The 12118-nt window shown below is 59.9% G+C and carries 11 protein-coding genes; 4 read left to right on the forward strand and 7 right to left on the reverse strand.

Annotated elements, in window-relative coordinates; translation table 11 throughout:
* Window positions 1-203 precede the first annotated feature (203 nt).
* From gshA to C4J90_RS01300, 3 genes are all read right to left on the reverse strand, one after another.
* Window positions 204-1787 carry a glutamate--cysteine ligase gene (gene gshA / locus C4J90_RS01290; RefSeq protein WP_124360792.1) on the reverse strand — a complete coding sequence of 528 codons (1584 nt, stop codon included), beginning with the start codon at window positions 1785-1787 and terminating at the stop codon, window positions 204-206.
* 214 nt (window positions 1788-2001) lie between these two features.
* Window positions 2002-2385 (reverse strand): PaaI family thioesterase, encoded by a 384-nt coding sequence (locus C4J90_RS01295; RefSeq protein ID WP_124360793.1) that lies wholly within the window; start codon window positions 2383-2385, stop codon window positions 2002-2004.
* Window positions 2385-4709, reverse strand: a complete 2325-nt coding sequence (locus tag C4J90_RS01300; RefSeq protein ID WP_124413541.1) for a Tex family protein — start codon at window positions 4707-4709, stop codon at window positions 2385-2387. The genes C4J90_RS01295 and C4J90_RS01300 overlap by 1 nt, the downstream gene beginning before the upstream one ends.
* Before the next feature lie 355 nt (window positions 4710-5064).
* Here C4J90_RS01300 and ompR point away from each other — a divergent pair, with 355 nt between their 5' ends.
* Both ompR and C4J90_RS01310 read left to right on the forward strand, forming a co-directional pair.
* Window positions 5065-5805: a two-component system response regulator OmpR gene (ompR, locus tag C4J90_RS01305; protein ID WP_003236035.1), complete on the forward strand. Its 741-nt coding sequence runs from the start codon at window positions 5065-5067 to the stop codon at window positions 5803-5805.
* A gap of 117 nt (window positions 5806-5922) precedes the next feature.
* Complete coding sequence (locus C4J90_RS01310; RefSeq protein ID WP_124360795.1) at window positions 5923-7236, forward strand: ATP-binding protein; 1314 nt, start codon at window positions 5923-5925, stop codon at window positions 7234-7236.
* Between the two features lie 139 nt (window positions 7237-7375).
* Here C4J90_RS01310 and rimK read toward each other — a convergent pair whose 3' ends face one another.
* The 3 genes from rimK to C4J90_RS01325 are packed head-to-tail and all read right to left on the reverse strand — an operon-like array spanning window position 7376 to window position 9552.
* Complete coding sequence (gene rimK / locus C4J90_RS01315; RefSeq protein ID WP_057725432.1) at window positions 7376-8281, reverse strand: 30S ribosomal protein S6--L-glutamate ligase; 906 nt, start codon at window positions 8279-8281, stop codon at window positions 7376-7378.
* Window positions 8278-8727 carry an ATP-dependent zinc protease gene (locus tag C4J90_RS01320; RefSeq protein ID WP_372237488.1) on the reverse strand — a complete coding sequence of 150 codons (450 nt, stop codon included), beginning with the start codon at window positions 8725-8727 and terminating at the stop codon, window positions 8278-8280. The genes rimK and C4J90_RS01320 overlap by 4 nt, the downstream gene beginning before the upstream one ends.
* A gap of 45 nt (window positions 8728-8772) precedes the next feature.
* Window positions 8773-9552: an EAL domain-containing protein gene (locus C4J90_RS01325; RefSeq protein WP_124360797.1), complete on the reverse strand. Its 780-nt coding sequence runs from the start codon at window positions 9550-9552 to the stop codon at window positions 8773-8775.
* A gap of 116 nt (window positions 9553-9668) precedes the next feature.
* On the opposite strand from C4J90_RS01325, the gene C4J90_RS01330 reads away from it, so the two are divergent.
* Entirely contained in the window at window positions 9669-10076 is a 408-nt protein-coding gene (locus C4J90_RS01330) for an RNA-binding S4 domain-containing protein (protein WP_124360798.1), read from the forward strand.
* 137 nt (window positions 10077-10213) lie between these two features.
* Here the strand turns inward: C4J90_RS01330 and C4J90_RS01335 are convergent, their stop codons facing one another.
* Window positions 10214-11017 (reverse strand): phosphatase PAP2 family protein, encoded by an 804-nt coding sequence (locus C4J90_RS01335; protein WP_124413543.1) that lies wholly within the window; start codon window positions 11015-11017, stop codon window positions 10214-10216.
* Window positions 11018-11140: 123 nt separating this feature from the next.
* Between C4J90_RS01335 and hslO the strand changes: the two genes are divergently transcribed.
* On the forward strand, window positions 11141-12043 hold the full coding sequence (gene hslO, locus C4J90_RS01340; protein WP_124360800.1) for an Hsp33 family molecular chaperone HslO: 903 nt from the start codon (window positions 11141-11143) through the stop codon (window positions 12041-12043).
* The last annotated feature ends 75 nt before the right edge of the window (window positions 12044-12118 follow it).

Consider the following 12118-nt stretch of genomic DNA (forward strand, 5'->3'; position numbering starts at 1 on the left):
AGACTAAATGATCTAAGAATCCGAAAATAAATAACATTTTCGAATTAGCTTAGTCGGAGAAGAATTGAAGCAAACCTTTGAGCATATGAGAGACAAATGTGGGAGGGGGCTTGCTCCCGATAGCGGTGGATCAGTCACTGATGGAGCGACTGACACGCTGCTATCGGGAGCAAGCCCCCTCCCACAATGGACCGCGTTCGGTCTTAGTTACTGATCGCCAGAATACTCGCCTGGTACGACCCCACGAACACATCGAAATCGCCCACTTCGTTTTGCTCAAGCTCCGCCTGCTGGGCCAGCGATGTACGCGCCAGTTCTTCAAAGCGCGCCTGTTCCTCAGCGGGAAGCGGCTCCTTGCGGAAATACTCAGCATGCACCTCGCTCTGATGCAGGGAGAACTGCGCAAAGCTTTCCTTGCGCTCGGCCATCGCTGCCAGCACCTGAGCCGACGGCGTCAATGACGGGTCATTGATCTTCGCCAATTGAGCGTCCAGTGCCTGGCTGTGCTCAGTGATGCCGTGGCTTTCATCGAGCAGGGCGGCCAGGGGTGCGATGTGCTCCAGCAGCTCGGTGGCCCACTCTTTCATATCCACCGCTTGGCCCTCACGCTGCAATTGCAGGCCCGGACGGCGACCTTCCTTGACCACGCTGAGGAAGTTGGAGGTGGCATTCCCACATTCATTATTGGCGAACAGCGGGCTGTCATTCAGCGCGCAATACAGCAGGAACGCGTCGAGAAAGCGCGACTCTGGAAGGTCGATACCCATCGGCAGGAACGGGTTGATGTCCAGGCAGCGCACTTCGATGTACTGGATGCCTCGCGCCATCAGGGCCTGGATCGGCCGTTCGCCGGTATAGGTCACGCGCTTGGGGCGGATGTTGGAGTAGTACTCGTTTTCGATCTGCAGGATGTTGGTGTTGAGCTGCACCCACTCACCATCCTTGTGCGTGCCGACTTCGACATAGGGCGCGTAGGGCGTTGCCACCGCTTCGCGCAGGCTATCGGTGTAGCTGGCCAGGTCGTTGTAGCACGGCGTGAGGCCGGCCTGGGCGTTGCTCTGGTAACCCAGGTCGCTCATGCGCAGGCTGGTGGCGTACGGCAGGTACAGGGTGTCGGCGTCGAGCACTTCAAGCTGGTGCGAGCGACCGCGCAGGAAGCCGGCGTCCAGGGCCGGCGACGCACCGAACAGGTACATCAACAGCCAGCTGTAGCGCCGGAAGTTACGGATCAGCGCGATATAGGCGGTGGACTGATAGTCGCGGTCGGTGCCGACAAACCCTTCGGCTTCCTTGAGCAGCGGCCACAGCTGTTCCGGCAGCGAAAAATTGTAGTGGATACCGGCAATGCATTGCATGGTCTTGCCGTAGCGCAGGGCCAGGCCCTTGCGATAAACGTACTTGAGCTGCCCGATATTGGAGGTGCCGTAGTAGGCAATCGGAATATCTTCCTCGGCCGGCAACGGACACGGCATCGAGGGGCTCCACAGGTACTCGCTGCCCAGCTTGGTGTAGGCAAAGCGATGGATCTTGTCCAGGCTGCTCAGGGTATCGGCCGGGTTGGGCAGCGCGGGGGTGATGAACTCCAGCAGCGATTCCGAGTAATCGGTCGTGATCTGTTCGTGAGTCAACGCGGCGCCCAGGGCTTCCGGATGCGGTGTCTGGGCCAGGCGGCCCTCGCTGGTGACGCGCAGGCATTCACGCTCGATGCCATGCAGGCAGTGCTCTAGCAGGGAGAGGTGTTCGCGCTTGCCGAGCAGAGCCAGGCGGCGGTTGAGAAGTTCGCTCAAGTTGGATTCCTTCACGCGTCAGTCGCCCCAATATGGGGGTGGGCAAGACGGTCTACAAGGGTGAAGTTGAAACTGGCGTGATCGCCTGGTTCTGAGTCGATTTGACCCGCTCTGAATATGCCGACTTCACTCCATGAATTGGGCTACAGCGCAGCGAGAAAATTCCGACGCTGTTGTCACAGCGCCGAAATTAACTCAAATCATGGGCGGGGAGCTATAGGACAGCGAACGTGCCCTGTGCTTTTGCGACAAGTCTGTCGCCTTGGTACACGTCGGCTTCGACTACTAATGTGCGCCTTCCGGCGTGGATCACCCGGCTGGTGCACAGTACGTCACCGTCTTCCACGGCGCGGATATAGTTGATTTTGCACTCGATGGTCGCGCTCTGCTGGTCGAACCCATGGGCGCTGGAGCAAGCCAGGCCCATGGTGATGTCCACCAAGCTGAAAATCGCGCCACCATGCAGCTTGCCGCCGCGATTGCGCAAATGCGGCGCCAGGCTCAGGGCCACCTCGGCAACGCCCTCATCCAGGCGCTGCAGGCGGCAGCCGATCAGTTCGCTGAACGCGCTCTGGGTCAAACCGGCCGGAATATCCATCAGCGCTTCTTCAACTGCTTGGCGTTGGCGAACAGCGAGGCCATGGCGTTGTTGCTCGGTGCGGCTGTCGCGGTTTCCTTGCGCGGCGCGGTGTTCTGCGACGAGCGCGGGGCCGAGCCAGGACGAGCACCACGGGCGCCGTCGATTTTCTCGCCGGGGGTGTCGCTCATGCGCATCGACAGACCAACGCGTTTACGTGGGATGTCGACTTCCATCACCTTGACCTTGACCACATCACCGGCTTTCACCGCTTCGCGGGGATCCTTGATGAACTTCTCTGAAAGCGCGGAGATATGCACCAAACCGTCCTGATGCACGCCGATATCCACGAATGCGCCGAAGTTGGTCACGTTGGTCACCACGCCTTCGAGGATCATGCCCAGTTGCAGGTCCTTGAGGTCTTCGACACCGTCCTGAAACTCAGCGGTCTTGAATTCGGGGCGCGGGTCGCGGCCGGGTTTTTCCAGCTCTTGCAGGATGTCGGTGATGGTCGGTACGCCGAAGGTTTCGTCGGTGTACTTCTTCGGGTCCAGACGCTTGAGGAACGCCGCGTCGCCGATCAGCGAGCGGATGTCACGGTCGGTTTCGGCGGCGATTCGTTGCACCAGTGGATAGGCTTCCGGGTGAACCGCAGAGGCATCCAGCGGGTTATCACCGTTCATTACGCGTAGGAAACCGGCGGCTTGCTCGAAGGTTTTCTCGCCCAGGCGCGCAACCTTTTTCAGTGCGGCGCGGGTTTTGAAGGCGCCATTCTCGTCGCGGTGGGTGACGATATTCTGCGCCAGGGTAGCGTTGAGGCCAGAAATACGTGCGAGCAGCGCCACGGAAGCGGTGTTCACGTCCACACCCACGGCGTTCACGCAGTCTTCCACCACAGCATCCAGGCCACGCGCTAGCTTGAGCTGCGACACGTCGTGCTGGTATTGGCCGACGCCGATGGATTTAGGATCGATCTTCACCAGCTCGGCCAGTGGGTCCTGCAGGCGACGGGCAATCGACACGGCGCCGCGGATCGACACATCGAGGTCCGGGAATTCCTTGGACGCCAGTTCCGAGGCCGAGTACACCGAAGCGCCTGCCTCGGAGACCATGACCTTGGTCATCTTCATGGCCGGGTATTTTTTGATCAGCTCGGCGGCCAACTTATCGGTTTCGCGGCTGGCGGTGCCGTTGCCGATGGCAATCAGGTCCACGGCATGCTTGGCGCACAGGGCGGCCAGGATGGCGAGGGTCTGGTCCCACTTGTTGTGCGGTACGTGCGGGTAGACGGTGGCGTGGTCCAGCAGCTTGCCGGTGGCGTCGACCACCGCGACCTTGCAGCCGGTGCGCAGGCCCGGGTCCAGGCCCAGGGTGGCGCGTGGGCCCGCCGGAGCGGCCAGCAGCAGGTCATGCAGGTTGTGGGCGAATACGTTGATCGCCTCGGTTTCGGCGCCGTCGCGCAGCTCGCCGAGCAGGTCGGTTTCCAGGTGGGTATAGAGCTTGACCTTCCAGGTCCAGCGCACGACCTCACTGAGCCACTTGTCCGCAGGACGATTCTGATTCTGAATGCCGAATTGTTGACCGATCATGCCCTCGCACGGGTGCATGGTGCCCGGCAGCTCGTCGCCGACTTTCAGCGCGGAGCTGAGAATGCCCTCGTTACGGCCACGGAAAATCGCCAGGGCGCGGTGGGACGGCATGCTCTTGAGGGGCTCGTCGTGTTCGAAGTAATCGCGGAACTTGGCGCCTTCTTCTTCTTTGCCGGCGATGACGCGGGCGCTGAGGATGGCTTCCTGTTTCAGGTAGGTACGCAGTTTTTCCAGCAGGCTGGCGTTTTCCGCGAAGCGCTCCATCAGGATGTACTTGGCGCCCTCCAGGGCGGCCTTGATATCGGCGACGCCTTTTTGCGCGTCGACAAAGCGCGCGGCTTCGGTTTCCGGGGTCAGCGACGGGTCGTTGAACAGGCCGTCGGCCAGGTCGCCCAGGCCCGCTTCCAGGGCGATCTGACCCTTTGTGCGACGTTTCTGTTTATACGGCAGGTAAAGGTCTTCGAGGCGGGTCTTGGTGTCGGCGAGCTTGATGTCGCGTTCCAATTGCGGGGTCAATTTGCCCTGTTCTTCGATGCTGGCCAGGATGCTGATACGCCGCTCGTCGAGTTCTCGCAGGTAACGCAGGCGTTCTTCCAGGTGCCGCAGCTGGATATCGTCAAGGCTGCCGGTCACTTCTTTTCGGTAACGGGCGATGAAAGGCACCGTGGAGCCTTCATCCAGTAGCGCGACGGCCGCTTCGACCTGTTGTGGGCGTACACCGAGTTCCTCGGCGATGCGGCTGTTGATGCTGTCCATAAAACCACCTGAAATTCTGAAAAGCAGCTCGCAGACCCGGAAAACAAGGCCTTGCGAGGCTGGTTGAGCGGCCCGACTGGCGCCGCTGCCTGGGTCAAGAGGCAGTCTGTTGACCCTCGAAATCGAAAAAACACGACAAGCGAGTAAAAAAAGCCTGGCAGTAAACGGTAACGATCTGACGTTGCCCTGCACGAAGGCGCCGCATTATAACCAGCGTTCTGCCCTTGGGGGCTACTGCGCCAGTGCTCGTAGAGCGCGGCTTGGCTGGCAGTAGAGGAAAAATCTGCTAACAATGCACACGGTGCGTATAACGGCAGCTAGGCCATAATGCGCGCCGAGATAAGAGGAGCATCTAATGAGCAGCACTGCACAAACTGCTGAAGGCGAAAAAATTCTCATCGTTGACGACGATCCGGGGCTGAGCAGCCTGCTGGAGCGTTTTTTCAACTCCAAAGGCTACCGGGCCCGCGCGGTGCCGAACACCGAGCAGATGGACCGCCTGTTGGGGCGTGAAGTGTTCAATCTGGTCGTGCTCGACCTGATGCTGCCCGGCGAAGACGGCCTGACCGCCTGCAAGCGTCTGCGCGGCGCGAACAACCAGATCCCGATCATCATGCTCACTGCCAAGGGTGATGAGCTGAGCCGCATCAAGGGCCTTGAACTGGGCGCTGATGACTACCTGGCCAAGCCGTTCAACCCGGACGAGCTGATGGCACGGGTCAAGGCCGTATTGCGTCGCCAGGCCCCGTCGGTACCGGGTGCGCCGGGCAGCGAAGACGAAAGCGTGACCTTTGGCGACTACGAGTTGTCCCTGGCGACCCGCGAGCTTAAGCGTGGCGACGAAGTGCACATGCTCACTACCGGCGAATTCGCGGTGCTCAAGGCCCTGGTGATGAACGCTCGCCAGCCGCTGACCCGCGACAAGCTGATGAACCTGGCCCGTGGCCGAGAATGGGACGCCCTGGAGCGCTCCATCGACGTGCAGATATCCCGACTGCGCCGGATGATCGAGCCGGACCCTTCCAAGCCGCGGTATATCCAGACGGTGTGGGGTGTGGGTTATGTGTTTGTGCCGGATGGCACCGCAACCAAGTGACCGATGATTTGCAGGGGGCGGGCATCCGGCGTTTGATTCCATGAGGATCGACGGGGTGTCCGGCGTCTGCAATTCTGCGAGCGCCGCTCGTTCCTGCAAGGTGTCTAGCTGTCTCCTATGAAAACCCCGCTGTGGTTCCCGCAAAGTTTCTTCTCCCGCACCCTTTGGCTGGTGCTGATCGTCGTTCTGTTTTCGAAGGCACTCACACTGGTTTATCTCTTGATGAACGAGGACGTGCTGGTGGATCGGCAGTACAGCCATGGCGTCGCCTTGACGTTGCGCGCCTACTGGGCCGTAGACCCTGAGAACCGTGAAAAGGTAGCCAAGGCCTCAACCCTGATCCGGGTTGATGGGGCCGGCGTGCCTGAGGGCGAACAGCATTGGCCCTACAGTGAGATCTACCAGCGCCAGATGCAGGCGGAACTGGGCGACGACACCGAGGTGCGGCTGCGCATGCATGTGTCGCCTGCGCTGTGGGTGAGGGCGCCCAGCCTGGGAGATGCCTGGATCAAGGTACCGCTGTATCCGCACCCGTTGCGCGGGCAGAAAATCTGGAACGTATTGGGCTGGTTCCTCGCCATTGGCTTGCTTTCAACCGCGTCCGCGTGGATTTTCGTGCGCCAGCTCAATCAACCGCTCAAACGCCTGGTGTTCGCGGCCCGCCAATTGGGCCAGGGGCGCAGCGTGCGCCTGCCAGTCAGCGATACGCCCAGTGAGATGACCGAGGTGTACGGCGCGTTCAACCAGATGGCGGAGGATGTCGAGCAGGCCGGGCGCGAGCGCGAGCTGATGCTGGCGGGCGTGTCCCATGACCTGCGTACACCGTTGACGCGATTGCGCTTGTCCCTGGAGTTGATGGGCAACCATACCGACCTCACCGATGACATGGTGCGCGACATCGAGGATATGGATGCGATTCTGGACCAGTTCCTGGCATTCATCCGTGATGGGCGCGACGAGGTAGTGGAGGAGGTTGACCTGACCGATCTGGTACGTGAAGTGGTCGCGCCCTACAATCAGAGTGGTGAGCAGGTGCGTCTGCGCCTGGAGCCGATTCAACCGTTTGCGTTGCGCAGGGTGTCGATGAAGCGCCTGCTGAACAACCTGATCGGCAATGCCTTGCATCATGCCGGTTCGGATGTGGAAGTGGCGGCGTACGTGTCTGGCGACAGCGCTGCGCCCTATGTCGTGCTGAGCGTGATGGACCGCGGCACCGGTATCGACCCGGCGGAACTGGAGGCCATCTTCAACCCCTTCACCCGTGGCGACCGTGCCCGGGGCGGTAAGGGTACCGGCTTGGGCTTGGCGATTGTGCGGCGGATTGCGTCGATGCATGGCGGCAATGTCGAATTGCGCAACCGCGAAGAGGGCGGACTGGAAGCACGGGTGCGCCTGCCGCTTGGATTGATGTTGCCCAGGGATGCGGTCTAACAGACAACATGAATCAAATGTGGGAGGGGGCTTGCTCCCGATAGCAGAATGTCAGTCATGCAGATGTAACTGACCCACCGCTATCGGGAGCAAGCCCCCTCCCACATTTGAGCTGATGTTGTGTCAGGAGCAGAGCTTTTCAGCCCTTTCCCTTGGTCCGGGTCATGTTCGGCCCGCCATTTTTTTCCAGATGCTCAATAATGATCCCCGCCACATTTTTGCCCGTGGTGGTCTCGATCCCTTCCAGGCCCGGCGATGAGTTCACCTCCATGACCAACGGGCCATGGTTGGAGCGCAGGATATCCACGCCCGCCACGGCCAACCCCATGACCTTGGCTGCACGCAGCGCGGTCATGCGCTCCTCCGGGGTGATCTTGATCAGGCTCGCGCTGCCGCCACGGTGCAGGTTGGAGCGAAACTCACCCGGTTTGGCCTGACGCTTCATGGCGGCAATCACCTTGTCGCCCACCACGAAGCAGCGGATATCCGCACCGCCCGCTTCCTTGATGTACTCCTGCACCATGATGTTCTGCTTGAGGCCCATGAACGCCTCGATCACCGATTCCGCCGCCGTTGCGGTTTCGCACAGCACCACGCCGATGCCCTGGGTGCCTTCCAGCACCTTGATCACCAGCGGCGCGCCATTGACCATTTCGATCAGGTCGGGAATGTCATCCGGGGAGTGGGCAAAACCGGTGACCGGCAGACCGATCCCCCGGCGCGACAGCAGCTGCAGCGAGCGCAACTTGTCCCGCGAGCGCGCGATGGCCACGGATTCATTCAGCGGGAAGACCCCCATCATTTCAAACTGGCGCAGCACCGCGCAGCCGTAGAACGTCACCGAGGCGCCGATGCGTGGGATCACCGCATCGAAACCTTCCAGCGGCTTGCCCCGGTAGTGGATCTGCGGCTTGTGGCTGGCAATGTTCATATAGGCCCGCAACGTGTCGATCACCACCATTTCATGGCCACGTTCAGTGCCGGCCTCGACCAGGCGGCGGGTAGAATACAGACGCGGGTTTCGCGACAGCACAGCGATCTTCATGCAGCACCTGGGGCAGAAATAGTAGAGACCGGGAACACCGGCTTGTCTTGAACGTACTTGACGCCCGGGCTGACCACCAACTGGCCGTCAATCAGCGCCTTGGAGCCCAGCAACAGGCGATAACGCATGGCTTTGCGGCAAGCCAGGGTGAATTCCACCCGCCACACCCGATCGCCCAACGCCAGGGTGGTGCTGATCACGTAGCGCACCTGTGCATGGCCGTTGGAGCTCTTGATGGTTTTCATCGTTACCAGGGGCGCTTCGCAGCGGCGGTGACGCAGTTGCACCACGCTGCCCAAGTGGGCGGTAAAACGCACCCACTTTTCGCCATTACGCTCGAATGGCTCGATTTCAGTGGCGTGCAAGCTCGAGGTACTGGCGCCGGTGTCGATCTTGGCGCGCAGGCCAGCCACTCCTAGGTCGGGAAGCGCCACCCACTCTCGCAGACCCACAACGGTCAAATGGTCAAATGTCTTCAATATGGGTACCGGTCAATGTGCCCAGGCGTCAGGCGAAACCTTGGCCAGGGCATTGAATGCGGGCTTGGCGAACCAATAGCCCTGCATTAGAAATATTCCACAGTCGGAGAGGAAGTCCCGCTCGCCGGCACTTTCGATGCCTTCGGCGATGACAGTAACCCCCAACTGCTCACAGATTGTGACAATCCCCCGGACGATCACCTGACGGACTCGGTCTTGATCGACATCGCGAATCAGCGCCATGTCGAGTTTGATCAGGTCCGGTTGGAAATCGGCCAGCAGATTCAGCCCCGAATAGCCCGCGCCGAAATCATCGATGGCGGTCTTGAAGCCGAATTCGCGGTATTCACGCAGAATATTCGTCAAATGGCGATTGTTATCTACATGCTCGCTTTCCAGTGTCTCGAAAATCAGGCGGTCCAGCGGAAAATTGTGCGCGCGGGCGGCCTCCAGGGTGCTGCGGATACACAGTTCCGGACGGTATACGGCATTGGGCATGAAATTGATGGAAAGGTGAGTCTGCATGCCCAGGGCGGCAGCGCCGGCAATTGCCTGGGTGCGGCAGCGCTGGTCAAAGCGGTAGCGATTGGTTTCGTTGATATGTGCCAGCACCGATAACGCGTTCTCACCCTGGGTGCCGCGCACCAAGGCTTCATTGGCAAATATCGAATGGTCACGCAGGTCTACGATAGGCTGGTAGGCGAAAGCGAAATCGAACCCCAGGGGCTCGCTTTGCTGGCAACCCACGCACCGCTGGTTGGGCGAGGTGAGTGAAACGGGAAAGTCGGTCACAGCGTGTCCTCGCGAAAACAGAGTGCTACCTGGCGTATCTTAGGTGAGCCTCAGGGTTTATGCGTCGAAGCGTTTCAACGGTAAGGTTGCGACATTTTTCAGAGCGAGGAATTCAAGTGGCTCAAAAACAGGAAGAGGAAGAAAAGGTCCGCCTGGACAAGTGGCTGTGGGCCGCGCGTTTCTACAAAACCCGTGCCCTGGCCAAGGCCGCTATCGAGAGCGGCAAGGTGCACCATCGCGGTGAGCGCTGCAAGCCGGGGAAGGAACCGCGTGTCGGCGACGAGTTTCAGATTCGTACAGGGTTCGATGAAAAGACTGTCGTGGTTCAGGCGCTTTCCGCCGTGCGCCGGGGTGCGCCAGAAGCGCAGACGCTGTATGTGGAGACCCAAGCCAGCATTGCCAAGCGCGAGAACGCTGCGGCCATGCGCAAGGCGGGAGCTTCGGGTTTGACCACCGACGGCAAGCCGAGCAAAAAGCAACGCCGGGATTTGTTCAAGTTTCGCGGCAGTGGCAATGATGATTGACTGCGCAAATCTCCAGCGCAAAGAAGATCAAAAATGTGGGAGGGGGCTTGCCCCCGATTGCTGTAGGTCAGCTACCTATAAGCTGACTGATCCACTGCTATCGGGAGCAAGCCCCCTCCCACATTTGGCCGGCGGTGTTAACGGGCTGTACGTATCACACTCAATCGCCCGATCACCGGCAATTTGCCGAGCAACCCGAAAACCGGCGCTGTTACCCGCAACAGGAACCCCGACACCTTCGCTGCAAACGGCGTGTAGTAACCCCAACCCAATGCCAACAGCGCCAGCAAAACCCCGCCGATGTAATCGTCCTGGCCCCAATGCGCGCCTGCTACCAGTCGCGGCATCATGAACAACAGCGCCAGGCCCCATATCGCCAGTACCTGGCCGCTGCGCCTGGCGAACACGGTCATGAACATCGCCCAGATCAACAACACCGACGCATGATCGCCGGGAAAGCTCTGGCTCGATCGGTCTTTCAGTTCCCAGGTTTTCTCCAGCCCAGGGAAAAAATCACTCATCTGCACTGCGCCGCCGATCACCATCGACGGGCTGCTGTGCTGCCAACCCATCTGCGCCGCGAGTTTGGAAAACAGCATGCGGATAAACAGCAGCAACAAAAGAATGCTGAGGAAGCCAAAGAACGCTTGGCGAACCTGCACGGCCTTGAACACCCAGTCGCCGCGTATCAGCAGCGCCAACAGAATTACCCCGACGACCGCATCAAACGGCCGCAGGCTCGCCACTGCCCACACATGCAACCAAGTGGAGTTGCTCGCCAGCGGACCGTTGAGCAGATGAAACAGCCACTCGTCGAAAACCACACACAGCATCTGCCCAGTGGGCCACAGCCAAAAACACAGCAGCCCGATAGCGACTAGATTGCAAAGAGCCCATCGCCGGAGGTTCCAGTTCGCTTGGAACAAACCCGGATTGTTCATAAACTGTCCCTCATCGCTCTATCAAGCTCCTTGTTTTAGGAGAATCCGCACCAATATGGCGCTAAAGCGTTTAATTTTATAAACGTTGTAATCATTTTGTCATCACTTCAGATACCCAGACCTATGACTGATCTACCGGATACCGACTTCACCCAACGCTTTATCTTTGACGAGAACGACGCCCGCGGCGAATTGGTTTCGTTGGAGCTCAGCTACGCCGAAGTCCTTGCCAAACACGCGTATCCGGAGCCGGTCGCGCAGTTGCTCGGTGAGTTGATGGCCGCGGCTTCGCTGCTGGTGGGCACGATGAAATTCGATGGCTTGCTGATCCTGCAGGCGCGTTCCGAAGGTCCGATCCCGATGCTGATGATCGAGTGTTCCAGCGAGCGCGAGATCCGTGGCCTGGCCCGTTATGACGTCGACCGGATTACACCGGATGCCACTTTTTCCGAGCTGATGGCCGATGGCGTGCTGGCGATTACCGTTGACCCCACCGAAGGCCAGCGCTACCAGGGCATCGTTGACCTCGACGGCGAGACCTTGGCGGACTGCTTTACCAACTATTTCGTAATGTCCCAGCAAGTCGGCACCAAGTTCTGGCTCAACGCCGACGGCAAGCGCGCTCGCGGCCTGTTGTTGCAGCAATTGCCGGCTGACCGCATCAAGGATGAGGATGAGCGCACGGATAGCTGGCGCAAGCTGACCGCTCTGGCGGGCACCCTGACCGCTGAAGAATTGCTGGCACTGGACAACGAGACCATCTTGCACCGCCTGTACCACGAAGAGACCGTGCGCCTGTTCGACGAACAGTCCCTGCGCTTCAATTGCAGCTGCTCCCGCGAGCGCTCGGCCAATGCCCTGGTCAGCCTGGGCCTGGAAGATGCGCAGAATCTGGTGGTGGAGCACGGTGGCCATATCGAGATCGACTGCCAGTTCTGCAACGAGCGTTATCTGTTCGATGCTGCCGATGTCGCCCAATTATTCGCCGGCGCAGGCATCGACACCCCTTCCGACACCCGCCACTAAAACGTTTAAGCACAGGTAAATCACCTGTCAAATGCCGGATTAGAGGCGTTCTGACGGGAGGGCCCTACTTTTTTT

It is taken from the genome of Pseudomonas sp. R2-60-08W, assembly GCF_003852335.1.
Lineage (GTDB): Bacteria > Pseudomonadota > Gammaproteobacteria > Pseudomonadales > Pseudomonadaceae > Aquipseudomonas.